The sequence below is a fragment of the Kriegella aquimaris genome (assembly GCF_900103215.1).
Classification (GTDB): Bacteria; Bacteroidota; Bacteroidia; order Flavobacteriales; family Flavobacteriaceae; genus Kriegella; species Kriegella aquimaris.
Genome location: NZ_FNGV01000005.1, coordinates 177,504 through 192,093, shown reverse-complemented (window position 1 = coordinate 192,093; position 14,590 = coordinate 177,504). Strand labels below are relative to the sequence as shown.

Annotated in this window: 16 protein-coding genes; 14 read left to right on the top strand and 2 right to left on the bottom strand. The window is 39.8% G+C overall.

Annotated elements, in window-relative coordinates; genetic code table 11:
* Nucleotides 1-10 precede the first annotated feature (10 nt).
* Entirely contained in the window at nucleotides 11-853 is an 843-nt protein-coding gene (locus BLS33_RS12495; protein ID WP_089889397.1) for an N-acetylmuramoyl-L-alanine amidase-like domain-containing protein, read from the top strand.
* 221 nt (nucleotides 854-1,074) lie between these two features.
* On the opposite strand, the gene BLS33_RS12490 is transcribed toward BLS33_RS12495, so the two are convergent.
* Together BLS33_RS12490 and BLS33_RS12485 are read right to left on the bottom strand one after the other, a co-directional pair.
* Complete coding sequence (locus tag BLS33_RS12490; RefSeq protein ID WP_089889394.1) at nucleotides 1,075-1,866, bottom strand: ThuA domain-containing protein; 792 nt, start codon at nucleotides 1,864-1,866, stop codon at nucleotides 1,075-1,077.
* Nucleotides 1,867-1,994: 128 nt separating this feature from the next.
* Nucleotides 1,995-2,882 carry an AraC family transcriptional regulator gene (locus BLS33_RS12485; protein ID WP_089889391.1) on the bottom strand — a complete coding sequence of 296 codons (888 nt, stop codon included), beginning with the start codon at nucleotides 2,880-2,882 and terminating at the stop codon, nucleotides 1,995-1,997.
* A 202-nt stretch (nucleotides 2,883-3,084) separates the two neighbouring features.
* Here BLS33_RS12485 and hemA point away from each other — a divergent pair, with 202 nt between their 5' ends.
* The 13 genes from hemA to BLS33_RS12425 all read left to right on the top strand — a co-directional run bounded on the left by hemA (nucleotide 3,085) and on the right by BLS33_RS12425 (nucleotide 14,408).
* The gene (gene hemA / locus BLS33_RS12480; RefSeq protein ID WP_089889388.1) at nucleotides 3,085-4,341 is read left to right on the top strand and encodes a glutamyl-tRNA reductase; all 1,257 of its coding nucleotides are present in this window, start codon (nucleotides 3,085-3,087) and stop codon (nucleotides 4,339-4,341) included.
* Nucleotides 4,338-5,921 carry a hydroxymethylbilane synthase gene (gene hemC / locus BLS33_RS12475; RefSeq protein ID WP_089889385.1) on the top strand — a complete coding sequence of 528 codons (1,584 nt, stop codon included), beginning with the start codon at nucleotides 4,338-4,340 and terminating at the stop codon, nucleotides 5,919-5,921. Before hemA ends, hemC begins: the two co-directional genes overlap by 4 nt.
* A 123-nt stretch (nucleotides 5,922-6,044) precedes the next feature.
* Nucleotides 6,045-7,070, top strand: coding sequence for a uroporphyrinogen decarboxylase (gene hemE / locus BLS33_RS12470; RefSeq protein ID WP_089889382.1), 1,026 nt, complete (start codon nucleotides 6,045-6,047; stop codon nucleotides 7,068-7,070).
* 66 nt (nucleotides 7,071-7,136) lie between these two features.
* Entirely contained in the window at nucleotides 7,137-7,664 is a 528-nt protein-coding gene (locus BLS33_RS12465) for a GNAT family N-acetyltransferase (protein ID WP_089889378.1), read from the top strand.
* Nucleotides 7,665-7,718: 54 nt separating this feature from the next.
* A complete protein-coding gene (gene hemF, locus BLS33_RS12460) occupies nucleotides 7,719-8,621 on the top strand; it encodes an oxygen-dependent coproporphyrinogen oxidase (RefSeq protein ID WP_089889765.1) in 903 nt (300 codons plus the stop codon).
* 9 nt (nucleotides 8,622-8,630) lie between these two features.
* Nucleotides 8,631-8,789: a hypothetical protein gene (locus BLS33_RS24860; RefSeq protein ID WP_176801383.1), complete on the top strand. Its 159-nt coding sequence runs from the start codon at nucleotides 8,631-8,633 to the stop codon at nucleotides 8,787-8,789.
* A complete protein-coding gene (locus tag BLS33_RS12455) occupies nucleotides 8,786-9,181 on the top strand; it encodes a YchJ family protein (protein ID WP_089889375.1) in 396 nt (131 codons plus the stop codon). The genes BLS33_RS24860 and BLS33_RS12455 overlap by 4 nt, the downstream gene beginning before the upstream one ends.
* Complete coding sequence (locus BLS33_RS12450) at nucleotides 9,178-9,804, top strand: hypothetical protein (RefSeq protein ID WP_089889372.1); 627 nt, start codon at nucleotides 9,178-9,180, stop codon at nucleotides 9,802-9,804. The genes BLS33_RS12455 and BLS33_RS12450 overlap by 4 nt, the downstream gene beginning before the upstream one ends.
* A 35-nt stretch (nucleotides 9,805-9,839) precedes the next feature.
* A complete protein-coding gene (hemB, locus tag BLS33_RS12445) occupies nucleotides 9,840-10,829 on the top strand; it encodes a porphobilinogen synthase (RefSeq protein ID WP_089889369.1) in 990 nt (329 codons plus the stop codon).
* Between the two features lie 98 nt (nucleotides 10,830-10,927).
* Nucleotides 10,928-11,437 carry a DinB family protein gene (locus tag BLS33_RS12440; RefSeq protein WP_089889365.1) on the top strand — a complete coding sequence of 170 codons (510 nt, stop codon included), beginning with the start codon at nucleotides 10,928-10,930 and terminating at the stop codon, nucleotides 11,435-11,437.
* Between the two features lie 9 nt (nucleotides 11,438-11,446).
* Nucleotides 11,447-12,760, top strand: coding sequence for a serine hydrolase domain-containing protein (locus BLS33_RS12435; protein ID WP_089889363.1), 1,314 nt, complete (start codon nucleotides 11,447-11,449; stop codon nucleotides 12,758-12,760).
* Nucleotides 12,761-12,810: 50 nt separating this feature from the next.
* Entirely contained in the window at nucleotides 12,811-13,932 is a 1,122-nt protein-coding gene (locus BLS33_RS12430; protein WP_089889361.1) for a CNNM domain-containing protein, read from the top strand.
* Nucleotides 13,932-14,408, top strand: a complete 477-nt coding sequence (locus BLS33_RS12425; protein ID WP_089889358.1) for a methylated-DNA--[protein]-cysteine S-methyltransferase — start codon at nucleotides 13,932-13,934, stop codon at nucleotides 14,406-14,408. The genes BLS33_RS12430 and BLS33_RS12425 overlap by 1 nt, the downstream gene beginning before the upstream one ends.
* Nucleotides 14,409-14,590: the final 182 nt, after the last annotated feature.

Sequence of the window (14,590 nt, the reverse complement as noted above, 5' to 3'; positions counted from 1 at the left end):
TAAAACGATTATGAAGATTGCTGTCTTAGTTGGCCTATTTTTATTTTTCAGTAATATGATTATTTCCCAAGATATCACCTGCTCCCCGGCCGATAGACAAGCGGTGGAAAACAAGATTATTGAAATCAAGGGTTTCGACGGAAACGACTTCGGCAAAACGCTTGTTGCTATTGGAAAAACCTTCATAGGCATCCCTTATGTGGCAAAGACCTTGGAAATAGGAGAAACGGAATCACTGGTAATCAACTTGCAGGGACTGGACTGTACCACCTATGTCGAGAATGTACTCGCTCTTGCATTGATGCTTCGAAAAGGGCAGTCCGACTTTGAAGACTTTACGAAAAAATTAGAAACCATTCGGTATAATAATGGAAAACTAGATGGTTATGCCTCGCGACTTCACTACTTTTCTGAATGGATTGCCAATAACGAGCAAAAAGGATTACTACAGGATATCACCGGGGAAATCGGGGGAGTGGAGATTACCAAGCCCATCAATTTTATGAGTTCACATCGCGAACTTTATCCCTTTTTAAAGGATGATGTCAACTTCAAAAAAATTCAGGCTTCCGAAAATTATTTGAACAACAAATCTATTTGCGTTCTCCCACAAGCAGCAATCGAGGCCAGTGAACATTTAATTCAAAGCGGGGATATTATCGCCCTGGCGACTTCCATCAATGGTTTAGATGTCACTCATACGGGTATCGCGATCCGAGAGAAAGACAGCCGCATTCATTTGCTACATGCATCAACGGGCTCCATGAAAGTCGAAGTCTCTAAATTACCCCTTGCCGACTACTTGAAGCACATAAAGAAGAATACGGGCATCATGGTGGCTAGGCCTATTTAGCCTTTTAAAGCATTCGAAATTAAAGAATAGAACAGACAGACTACTTGGTTTGTAAAACCAATAGTTCTCTGTTTCTATCTTTTGTATATAGGTGTTTGACGTATTTCGTTGTATTTTACAGACGCCGCTTACCATGTAGATCAAATTAAAAAATGGTAAAACCGACTCTTAAGTCGGTTTTACCATTTTTTCTTACTACTAGAACAAAAGCTTGAATTCGTTTATTTACGTCCTAAACAATATTCAATTCCACCTAACAAGTGCTGTCTGAAGTCGGGTTCATCATAAGATTCATCGGTATGACCAAGACCTGTATAAAAAGCGCGTCCACCATCAAACTCATGGTACCAGGCAATCGGGTGATTGTCTCCATTTTTTCCGCCTTCATAACTGCTTTCATCCAATTTCATCAATACATTTAAATTCGGATTGATATTCTTATAATTATACCATTCATCAAAATGCAACCAAGTATCATTTAAATGCTTGGTCGAAGCATGGGTTCGATCAACAACCTCTATTTTAGCCTCCTGTTGTTTGGGGTGACTTAAAAAATAGGCGCCTGCCAATTCTCCGTACCAAGGCCAATCGTACTCAGTATCTGCGGCGGCATGTATACCCATATAATTTCCTCCGTTATTTATATAGCTTTTAAAAGCCGCTTCTTGCTCATCCCCCAAAACGTCCATAGTCGTGCTTAAAAAGACTACCAATTGGTATCTTTTTAAGGTTTCGGTGTTAAACTGTAGTGAGTCTTCCGTGTGAACAACCCCGAAATTGTTTTCAAGTCCCAATTTACGAAGCGTAGCGACCCCTTTTTCTATTGATTTATGCCTAAAACCATTGGTTTTCGTAAAAACCAAAAGTTGAGCCGGCGGTATTTTGTAGCGACTGTCGAGCGCGACCCCGGGTTCTTGCTTAAAGGATACGTCTTGATTAATTTTAGTGGTGCCACATCCTACCAAAAAAGTAAGCGCGACGCATAAAATAAAGGCATGCAAAAATGTTCTCATAGGATTTTAAAATTTATAGAAGGCTAAATATCGATATTTTCGTTTGATTTCATAGAACATTATGGATGTTTTAAATCCAGTATCACGATTTAATCCTTTCATAAGCATTTTTTTATGGCATAATTAAATCATTTTGCCAAAGACATCACATATTTTTTTGGGGTGGTACCGTATTTCTTTTTAAAGGCCGAAATAAAATGACTACTGGTACTATATCCAACCCTAAGGCCTACTTCATTGACATTATGTTGTCCGGATTCTAACAATTTACGGGCGTGCTCCATCTTGTAATCGAACAAAAAGCTATATACCGAATCACCATAGATTTGTTTAAAACCTTCTTTGAGCTTTTTTAATGATAGCCCTATTTCTTGGGAGAGTTCCACCAAACTTGGTGGTTCTGACATTCGGGAAATAATAATTTCCTTTGCCTTTCGAATGCGCCTGACATTATCTTCATCAACAAGAAAAGGACATTGTTCAGCGTCTGCGTCTGCACTTTTATTAAAATATAGAGAAATAAGCTCATACACCTTCCCCTTTATATACAGTTGCTTAATGGATGGATGGAGATTATAATTCATCATTTGACTTAAAATAACCGCTATTCCAGGAGAAACTCCCTCCTGAGCATAGTACTTCTTTTCTTTGTTCCCTTCTACCAAAAAAGGAATGAAATCAGCCTCTTTTGAAAAGAGGGAATGAAATTTACGAATTGTCATGATTATAGATACCATCCATGAATTGGGCGCCAATTCAAGGTTCATCGGCAAATCAATTTGTGTATTGTACAACAATAAAGAATTTTCTTCCGAAACTTCCAAAGCATACCTGCCTTCATTAAAAACGAACTTCGCGCGACCTTTTAAGCAAAAGTGAAACTGTATATAGGTACTATCGATTTGACGGGTAACTTTCTGAAGTTCTGAGGCATCGTTCTGAATCTTCAAAACATAAAATCCGTCTTCGAGAAGCACCTCATCAAAAGAACCTTGAGCGACATTTTCTTGCAACATAGCTTTATTCGAATTTGCATTTCTATTTAGAAATGTTCTAAATAATATTTATGAAAAACCACTATTTCACTGTAAAAATAGCGGATTTACAGGAATTTAACGCTGAATTTCAGCAAAAACACTTTAATCGACACTAATTGTTCCTCTAGCGTTATTTTTATTGATAATGTAAAATTATTTTTGCTACCGATTGAACAACTTCATGAAAGAGTATCACATCTCCAAGCACAATTCTTTTTATACGATTGGGCTCAGCTATAAAAAAGCCGATGCCAAAGTTCGTGGTAATTTCAGCCTTGACACCGTGGCAATGGAACGTCTGCTCGTTCAGGCGAAAGCCCAAGAAATAGATGGTCTTCTGGTCACTTCGACTTGTAACCGCACAGAATTACACGGTTTTGCCCAACATCCATTTCAATTAATAAAACTACTTTGTGATAATACCGAAGGCACCTTGGAAGAATTTCAAGAAGTAGCCTATGTATATAAGAACAATGAGGCCATTGCCCACCTTTTTCGTGTAGGCACGGGGCTCGATAGTCAAATTTTAGGCGATTTTGAAATTATAAGTCAATTAAGGCAGAGTTTCAACCGCTCTAAAAAACTTGACATTGCAAACCCGTTTATAGAACGTTTATGTAATTCCGTTATTCAGGCCAGCAAGCGTATTAAAAACGAAACGGAGATTTCATCAGGTGCTACATCAGTCGCCTTTGCTTCGGTTCAATACATTCTTAAAGAAGTTCCGAATATCTCGGACAAAAACATTTTGCTTTTCGGAACAGGAAAAATTGGAAGAAACACCTGTGAAAATCTAATCAAACATACCAAGAATCCACATATTACACTTATTAACCGCACAAAGAACAAAGCGGAAAGAATTGCAGGCAAATTCAACCTTACAGTTAAAGACCATGGCGATCTTCAAGCGGAGATTCGTAAAGCTGACGTACTTGTCGTAGCTACGGGGGCCCAATTGCCCACAATTTCAAAAGAACTCATTTACACCAAAAAACCTTTATTGGTCTTAGACCTTTCCATACCCAAAAACGTATCGGACGACATTGCCACACTTGACAATGTAACTGTAATACATCTAGATCAACTCTCTCGAATGACCGATGACACACTAGAACGTAGAAAACAGTTTATTCCACAAGCAGAAGTGATAATAGACGAGGTGATGTCTGATTTTACACAATGGCTTGAAACCCGGAAATTTGCACCTGTGATTAAAGCGTTGAAAAGGAAACTAAAGACCATGAAAGAAGAGGAGCTTGACTATCAGTCGAAGAAAAGTTCCGATTTCGACCCTGAACAGGCCGATATCATATCGAACCGCATCATTCAAAAAATCACCAAACAGTTTGCCAATCATCTTAAGGAAACTGATATCGATGCAGACAATAGTTTGGAGCTTATCCAAAAAGTATTTCAACTAGAAGTCGAACCTCAATGAGCAAATCTATTCGAATAGGTACCCGCGATAGCGAACTAGCGTTATGGCAGGCCAATACCGTAAAACAAAAGCTTGAAACATTAGGTTATCACGCGCAATTGGTTCCTGTAAAATCAGAAGGCGACCTTGTGTTGGATAAACCATTACACGAACTTGGTATCACAGGGGTTTTTACCAAAACCTTGGATATTGCCATGCTCAATGGTGATATTGATATTGCCGTTCATTCCATGAAAGACGTGCCTACTATGTTGCCAAAAGGCATTGTGCAGGCAGCAGTTTTGCAACGTGGCAATTTCATGGATATTATGGCCTTTAAGGACAATGAAGAGTTTTTAGCCCAACGTGATGCCGTAATCGCGACTGGAAGCTTGCGTCGAAAGGCACAATGGTTGAATAGGTATCCTACACATACCGTAGTTGATTTGAGGGGCAATGTGAATTCCCGTCTCGAGAAATTGAATAATAACGATTGGAACGGAGCCATTTTTGCAGCTGCAGGATTGGAACGTATTGGGCTAGAGCCCGAAAATACCATTGGCCTTACTTGGATGGTACCTGCACCCGCACAGGGTGCGATAATGGTCGTCGCTATGGAAAATGATGAAGAAGTCCGCCAATCTTGTGCTCAATTGAACCATGAACCGACAGCTATCTGCACCACCCTTGAAAGAGAGTTTTTGAGAATATTAGAAGGTGGTTGTACCGCGCCTATCGGGGCTTTGGCTTACATCAACAAGAAAGATGTAGTTACGTTAAAAGGGGTGCTTTTAACCGAAGACGGCAGTAAAAAATTAGAGGCTGAATTTACCGCCCCGCTAGGGATGCATGAAAACTTAGGTCGAGAATGTGCCGAGAATATACTCGGCCGTGGGGCAAAACGCCTGATGAACGATATACAAAACTTCACTGGGCGCGCTACGATTTTTTCTACCAAAAGCCTAACCGCTGAACAAATACAACAATTCAAAGAAGGCATCTTGGTCAAATCAGAAGACTTCATCAAGATTAGTCCGAATCGTATTGCGGCCAATGTTTTAAAGTCTGAAATAAAGAATGTAATCTTGACCAGCCAAAATGCCGTAGAGGCACTTTTGACCAATGTTCCCGCTGAAGAATTAAAGTTTAAAAACATCTATTGCGTAGGCCGAAAAACAAAACGTTTGATCGAACGCAAAATAGGATCGGTAAAACACCAAGAAAAAAATGCCGAAAAGTTGGCCAAGTATTTGGTTGATTATATGGAGGGATTGGAAGTTACCTACTTCTGTAGTAACTTAAGAATGGATGATATTCCCAACATTTTGTCCGAGAGTAATATTACCGTCAACGAAATTGAGGCATACCGTACAAAACATGCTCCCGTCGTAGTCGATGACAGTACAAAAGGTGTCTTGTTCTTTAGCCCTTCCACGGTAACCAGCTATCTCCTGCAGAACAATGCTGATAAAATAGCTTATTGCATTGGGGAAACCACCGCTGCAGAGGCCAGAAAACATTTTAAGGATGTTCGGGTAGCTAGAATACCCACTGCAGAGAGTGTAATTGATTTAGTGAACCAAACATATATTGAGAAATGAACATCTTCTTTCTTATAACCAATTTCGGTGCTAAGACGAACTGTTGAATCTTTATAAATGACTTATGGCATTATGCGCCACGATACGCAACGCTTTTAGCGCATAACGATGAATACATGATATATGATTAAAAACGACCTCTTTTTACGAGCTTTAAAAGGTGAAACCGTTGACCGCCCACCTGTGTGGATGATGCGTCAAGCAGGGCGCTATCTTCCTGAATTTATGGAAATCAGGGAAAAGTATGATTTTTTCAAACGATGTCGTACACCAGAACTTGCCTCTGAAATTACGGTACAGCCCATTCGTCGTTATGGAATGGATGCCGCTATTCTATTCAGCGATATTTTGGTAATTCCACAGGCCATGAATATCGAAGTTCAGATGAAACCTAATTTTGGTCCCTATTTGCCAAACCCAATTCGCTCACAAAAAGACTTAGATACTGTTATTGTTCCTGATGTTGATGTAGCACTTGATTATGTGATGCAGGCCATTAAAGCAACCAAAGAGAAATTGAACGATGAAGTGCCTCTTATCGGTTTTGCAGGATCACCTTGGACCATTTTATGTTATTGTGTCCAGGGGCAAGGGAGTAAAACATTTGACAAAGCAAAAGAACTGTGTTTCACACAACCTGTAGTTGCTCATGGGTTATTACAAAAAATCACCGATACTACAATCGCTTATCTAAAAGCAAAAGTGAAGGCAGGGGTCGATGCGGTTCAAGTATTCGATTCATGGGGAGGTATGCTATCTCCTGTCGATTATCAAGAATTCTCATGGAAATATATCCAACAGATTATCGATGCTTTAAAGGAGGAAGCTCCAGTAATTGTTTTTGGAAAAGGTTGCTGGTTCGCTTTGGGTGATATGGCCAAATCAGGAGCTGCTGCCTTAGGGGTCGATTGGACTTGTTCGGCAAGAAATGCTAGATATCTGACAGGTGGAACCATTACGTTACAGGGTAATTTTGACCCCGCCAGGTTATTATCCCCTCCATCAGAAATAAAAAAGATGGTCACTCAAATGATCAAAGAATTCGGAAAAGACAAATATATTGTCAATTTGGGCCATGGTATTCTTCCGAATATTCCCGTTGAAAATGCAAAAGCATTTATTGATGCTGTAAAGACCTATAGCGAATAGACCGAGAAGAAATTCGATGCCGTTTGAAACATGAAATGTAATCCTCTTTTTTCTTAAACCAAACCCATGAATTCTGCAGGAAAACTTACGATTCACGAATTAGTTTTAGACGATGCTGCCGATCTTTGTCACCTTATGGTTTCGAATATGGCCCGATTCGAGCGTTTTTTTCCGAATACGTTACGGCAAAACCTTACCGTTAAGACTTCCCAAGATTTTATCCGAAAGAAACAGACGCAGTTCAAAACCAATTTTGAATTTACCTGGCTATTAAAAGAAGCCGTCTCAAGTAAGTTAATTGGGCTTATCATTCTAAAAGAACTGAATTGGATCGATGGTGTCGGGGAGCTTGCTTATTGCATCGATAAAAACTTTAACGGAAAAGGTTGGATGACACAAGCGGTTAAAATTATCTCCAAACATGCTTTTGAGCAACTGAAACTGGGCTCACTCCAAATAGTGGTTCATAAGGAGAATACCGGAAGCATAAGGGTAGCGGAAAAATGTGGCTATATTTGGAAAAGAACTTTATCGGAAGCGTATACACCACCAAAGGAAAGCGCACTGGATATGGAATTGTACGAGTTAAATTAACCATTTCTACGAAATACTCTTTTACTACAAAGCGAAACAGCATACATGGGCACAATGAAAGACACTTTTTACACCTATATTGAAACCCTACAAAACCAAATTACTTCAAAACTCGAAGAAATAGACGGTTCTGCCAAATTCCGTGAAGATGTTTGGGAGCGCCCAGAAGGCGGTGGAGGCCGCTCACGAGTGATAGAAAATGGGAAAGTTTTTGAAAAAGGCGGTGTCAATATTTCGGCAGTTCATGGAGCGTTACCAGAAAGTATGCAAAATTATTTCGGCGTCGAAGATGCCGATTTCTTTGCTTGCGGATTAAGTCTTGTTATCCATCCGAAAAGTCCAATGGTACCGACAGTACATGCAAATTGGCGTTATTTCGAAATGTACGATAAAGAAGGTAATATTGTAGATCAATGGTTTGGAGGCGGACAAGATCTGACCCCCTATTATTTGTTCGACGAAGATGCCGCTCATTTTCATTCTATTTGTAAACGGGCATGCGACAACAATAATCCAACTTTTTATCAAGAATATAAAAAGCGATGTGATTCCTATTTTTGGAATGCACATCGCGATGAGGCTCGGGGTGTTGGCGGACTCTTCTTTGATTATTGTAAGGCAACTGAAGAAATGAAAATGCAAGACTGGTATGATTTTGTTGTCGAGGTGGGAAACAGCTTTTTAGAAGCTTATATACCGATTGTTCTAAAACGAAAGGAACTCCCGTATACCGACGAACAACGAGAGTGGCAAGAAATTCGCAGGGGGCGTTATGTTGAGTTTAACTTGGTACATGACAAGGGCACACTCTTCGGACTGAAAACCAATGGTCGCATCGAAAGTATTCTAATGAGCCTTCCCCCCCATGTGCAGTGGAGGTATGATCATCATCCAGAGAAGGGGAGCGAAGAAGAGCGTCTCCTAAAAATTCTTCAGAGTCCGAAAGAATGGGTTTAATGCAAGATTATGGCTAAAAAAGGAAAAGCAAAAAATACCGTAAACAAGGCCAAACATACCAAGCTACTTAACAGAAAAAAAGCTAAGCTTAAAAAAGAACAGGAGACAAGGAAAGAAAGGCTAAAAACGATTGCTCAAATGAAGCACTCTAAAAACGAAACCCTATGAACACCGACACTTGTTTCTGCGGTTTTCCCGCTGATTATTCCAATTGCTGTGGTAAAGTTCACGCAAACATAAATATGGCCAGAACTGCCGAGCAGTTAATGCGTTCTAGGTATTCGGCTTTTGTTCTGGCCAATGGCGACTATTTAATGCAAAGTCATCATTCATCAACAAGACCTCTCAAAGATAAAAAGGCAATTACAAGTTGGGCTAAGTCAGTTACTTGGGTTAAACTGGAAATTATCGGCAAGACCAAAGGTGGTGTACAAGATGAAGAGGGTACTGTAACATTTGATGCCTATTACTATGAGAATGGTAAATTAGAGATTATTCATGAAAAATCAGTTTTCAAAAAAGAAGATACACATTGGACTTATTTAGGTTTGGCCATATGAAATTTGCAACGAGAGTTTTAGCCTTGGCTATCACAATCATGCTTTTATTGGGATGTCAATCAAGGAAATCAAAAAGCGATATCAAAATCGTCTTTACGCAAGATACGCTTGATGTGGGTTACACTTATTGGTGGCCACAATCCGGCCCTTTTATCGGAAATTGTGGCGATGAATTATCTTTGGTATTCGTTGGTATTCTAACAGAACTTAAGAAACCCAATAAAAATGCAGGCCCTTTATACACGGTACAAGAAGGAGTCATTAAGATTGAAAAGGTTTTTAAAATCAAAGAAATGGGAGTAAATTCATATGCCAATCAGCAATTTGTTCGTACCGATTGTTTTCACGATTTGGGTCTAACGGTCGGTGATACTGTTTTGGTTTCTTGTTATGATTTTGAGGACACTTATAGCATCCCTGGAGGAAAATCTATTTTAAAAGTCAATGGTTTTGAAGATCCAATTATTACATCGCTTCGAAACTATATCGATTCAGACCAAAATCCGGTCAACATAAAAAGGGATTCGTTACTATGGCGTACATTTGAATTAGATAAAGACTTGAAGCAAATTATCACCTGCCACGAGTACCTTAATGATTCGCTTAATGTCACAGAAGATTGATAGCTATTAAGAAATTGAAAAATAAATACGCATAAATGTATCCACTTAAACGAAACAGAAGACTACGAACTTCACCAGCCATTCGCTCTTTAGTACAAGAAACCATAATTTCACCCAACGACTTTCTTGTTCCCCTTTTTGTAGTGGAAGGTAAAGCCATAAAGGAAGAAATCGCCTTAATGCCCGATTATTATCGCCTAAGCCTTGACAATCTGGAAAAAGAGGTCAAAGAACTCTGGAATATGGGCCTAAAGGCAGTCTTACTTTTCGTAAAAGTACCTGATGCGCTAAAGGACAATAAAGGTGTCGAAGTACTCAATGCCGACGGACTAATGCAACGTGCCATTAAAGCTGTTAAAAATGCGTGTCCGGGCATGTTGGTCATGACCGACGTAGCCTTCGATCCCTACTCCTCGTTTGGTCATGATGGCATTGTAGCCGAAGGACGAATTTTAAATGATGAAACAACCGAACTGCTGGCCGAGATGAGTGTTAGCCATGCCAAAGCTGGAGCCGATTTCGTGGCCCCGAGCGATATGATGGATGGGCGCATTCTTGCAATCAGGGAGGCCTTGGAAGACGAGGGATTTACCGATACGGGCATCATGAGTTATAGTGCCAAATATGCTTCCGCCTTTTACGGTCCTTTTCGTGATGCCCTAGATTCTGCTCCAGTAGATATTAAAAACGTGCCCAAAGACAAAAAGACCTATCAAATGGATTTTAGTAATCGGTTCGAGGCGATTCGGGAAACGGAAATGGATATTGATGAGGGTGCCGATATTGTGATGGTCAAACCAGGACTCTGTTATTTGGATATTGTTCGTGAAATACGCAATGAGGTCGATGTACCCGTGGCAGTATATCAAGTCAGCGGAGAGTACGCCATGGTAAAAGCGGCAGCTGAAAAAGGATGGCTGGATCACGACGCTGTTATGTTAGAGCAATTAACGGCTATCAAAAGAGCTGGGGCAAATATAATAGCCAGTTACTTCGCCAAAGATGCTGTGCGCTTGCTGGACTAAATAATTAATGAGAACCCAATACGATTTTTGAATAGGGTCTCTCGGATATTAAAGATATATTGCAGGCAAGTACTATACTTAAATTAGGGAAGACATCAATGAAAAAGACGTTTTTTATACTTTTTGGTTTAATTCATTTAAATGCCATGTCACAAGACCTTTTCATCGAAACTTTCCTGGAAAAATGGGAAAACTCAAAAATCTATTTAATACAATTGGCCGAGGCAATGCCAGAAACCCAATATGCATTCAAGCCTACCGAAAAGCAAAGAACCTTTACGGCGCAACTGATTCACATCAAAGAGAATATTGATTGGCTGAGCAACACCTATTTCGGTAGTGGCGACCTCCAAAAAGAAAAAATGGGCCCGACACCGACAAAACAGCAGTTAATCGAGGCGATGAAAAAAAGTTTTGATGGGTCTGCCAACCTTATTGCAAACCTAGCGCCTGAAAAACTAGCTGAAAAAGTCGATTTTTTTGCTGGGGAAAAAACCAAAATGCAAATCATGAATTTAATGCAGGATCATGTTGCTCATCATCGTGGCCAATTGGTTGTATATTTAAAACTTAATCAGATAGAGCCTCCCCAATATACGGGTTGGTAACTTGGCAATATGAAAAAACAATCTTTTAAAATATTCAATATACTTATCAGTATTTTATTTGCCTCCTACTTGAGTGCCCAAGATACAGGGCTTTCTATGGGTTTTCCTTCTGAAGTGGGATTAGATTCCGCCTACATCCATCAAAAAGTAGATTCGATTATGGCCTATGGCATCCAGGAGCATGCTTTCCCCGGGGCACAGGTTTTAGTTGCCAAGAACAATACCATAATTTTTCATAAAGCCTACGGTTATCACACTTATGACAACCAGACAAAAGTAGCTTTAGACGATATTTATGACCTAGCTTCGGTTACAAAAATTACAGGGCCCTTACCTGCGCTTATGAAGTTGGTCGACGAAGGTAAGCTTCATCTAGATGTACCATTCAGCACCTATTGGGAACCTTGGCGCAAAAGAAAACACAAAAAAAACATCACCCTAAGGGAAATTCTTGCCCATCAGGCAGGATTGGTGCCCTATATTGTTTTTCTCGATAAGGTCATCAAAAAAAATGGGGCCATCAAAAAGCGTTTTGTTAAATCCAACAGCCGAAAAGGATACACCAATCAAGCTTATGAGCATCTTTTTGTAAAAGACAGGTTCAACCGCAAAATGTATCGAATGATCAATCGCTCTAAGGTAAGCGATGATAAAAAATATAAATACTCCGGGCTTACCTTTCTAATTTTTCCTAAACTCATCGAAACTCTTACCGGTCAATCGTATACATCCTATCTGACGAGTAATTTTTATGCTCCTTTGGGCGCGACGACAATGGGTTTCAATCCTAAAACAAAAAATTATTCCCATGCTATCGTACCAACCGAAATGGATACCCTTTTCAGACATGAACTTACCAAAAATTGGGTGCATGATGAAAACGCATCGCTTTTAGGAGGTGTGTCGGGCAATGCAGGACTGTTTGCATCGGCAACCGATTTAGCAAAAATCATGCAGATGTATCAAAATTATGGTAGCTATAATGGTAAAAGGTATATCTCAGAGGCAACCATGAAAGAATTTAATCGGGTACAATACCCTGATAATGATAACCGTCGTGGTTTAGGCTTTGACAAACCACTGTTGAACAACGCAGAACTTTCTTTGAAAGATGCATATCCCGCCCCAGAGGTCAGTGCAGAAAGTTTCGGTCATAGTGGGTTCACAGGTACTTTTATTTGGGCAGACCCCGTAGAACAATTAGTTTATATTTTTCTCTCTAACCGCGTAAATCCGACAAGGGAGAATCAAAATTTATACAAATTGAATATTCGTTCGGCCGTTCAAGAAGTTTTTTATAAGGGCAAATTACCGGTGCAATAGCGTCAATCGATTCTTTATTTATTGGTATCTTAGTGTCTTAATTTGATTCTATGGGCCTGTTGGTTTTTTACGCGGTTGTTTCCATCTTCTTTTCCTTTTTGTGCTCGGTCTTAGAAGCTGTTCTATTAAGCATCAATCCCACTTTTATAAACATAAAGAAAAAGGAAGGCAAGGCTTATGCAGATACTTTAGAAACTCTAAAGAACGATGTTGATAAGCCGTTAATCGCCATTCTCACACTGAATACCATAGCTCATACGGTTGGAGCCATATTAGTGGGCGTACAGGCCAAAGTAGCCTATGTGCAACTGTATGGCACTACCCAAAGAACATTTTTAGGTATTGAATTCACAGAAGACCTTATGGTCGGTGTCGTTTCGACAATTATGACCATTTTGATTTTAGTGGCCTCTGAAATTATTCCCAAAACAATTGGGGCAACCTATTGGAGGCAACTGGCTAATTTCACTTCCAAAACACTCAAAATAATGGTATTGGGCCTAAAATGGACGGGGCTTTTATGGATATTACAATTGTTCACCAAACTCGTTGGAGGAAAGGGTCATCACGGAAGTGTTTTAAGCCGGGAAGACTTTACGGCTATGACAGATATTGCACACGAGGAAGGCGTTTTTGAAAAATCGGAATCCACAATCATTAAAAATCTGCTCCGTTTCGATGAAGTGTTGGTAAAAGACATTATGACCCCTCGCGCCGTGGTAAAAATTGCAGCCGAAGACAAGACTATCGCAGAATTTTTCGAAAACAATCCGAAAATGCGATTTTCGCGTATTCCGGTCTATAACGGAAAAATGGATAATATTACAGGATTTGTGCTCAAAGACAATATTTTAGAGGAGATGGTTAATGATAACGGAAAGTTGCCTTTATCGGAGATTAAAAGGGAAATTCTAATTACCGAACGCAACATGCCAATACCTCAATTATTCAATACCCTGATTTCTAAACGCGAGCACATTGCCTTAGTCGTAGATGAATACGGATCGGTCAGCGGCCTAGTTACTATGGAAGATGTTATTGAAACCCTCTTGGGGCTGGAAATCATGGATGAAAGCGATAATGTGGCCGATTTACAACAACTCGCACGAAAGAATTGGGAAGAGCGGGCCAAAAGGCTAGGGGTAATAGAAAAAGATCCCAAAATAGAGTAATGGAAATAGCTCATATAAAAACACCACTAGGTACGGCAAAAATAGAAGGTGATACCTCCGGTTTATCATCAATAACCATATTGGATAATATTCAAACACCTGATGAATTATTTCCTGAAGTACTGGAAGATGCGGTATATCAGTTACACGAATATTTTGAAGGTAAACGACATACTTTCAGCCTTCCATTAAACCCTCAAGGCACCGATTTTCAAAAAAAGGTATGGGAGGCGCTGCAACACATACCATACGGCAAAACCACATCTTATCTCGATCTCACTAAAACTTTGGGTGATGTAAAGGCTATTCGCGCCGTAGCAGCGGCCAATGGTAAAAATCCGTTATGGATTGTCATCCCATGTCATCGGGTTATTGGTAGCGATGGTTCTTTGACGGGTTATGCCGGCGGATTACATCGTAAGAAATGGCTTTTAAATCATGAAAGTCCTGTAAAACAGCAATCACTTTTCGAATAAGAACAGACCTCTCGGTTTGTTTAACCAATAAAACCCTTTGCAAAAGGCTTAAAATATCCGTTTGACGATTATTTATCCCAAAAAACGAGCAATTGGGAACACGCATTGCGCAACTCGAAAAAACAAGTAGACCATCTAGTTTAATTTAAGAAAGTGCCTCAAATCTCATCCCATTTTGAACA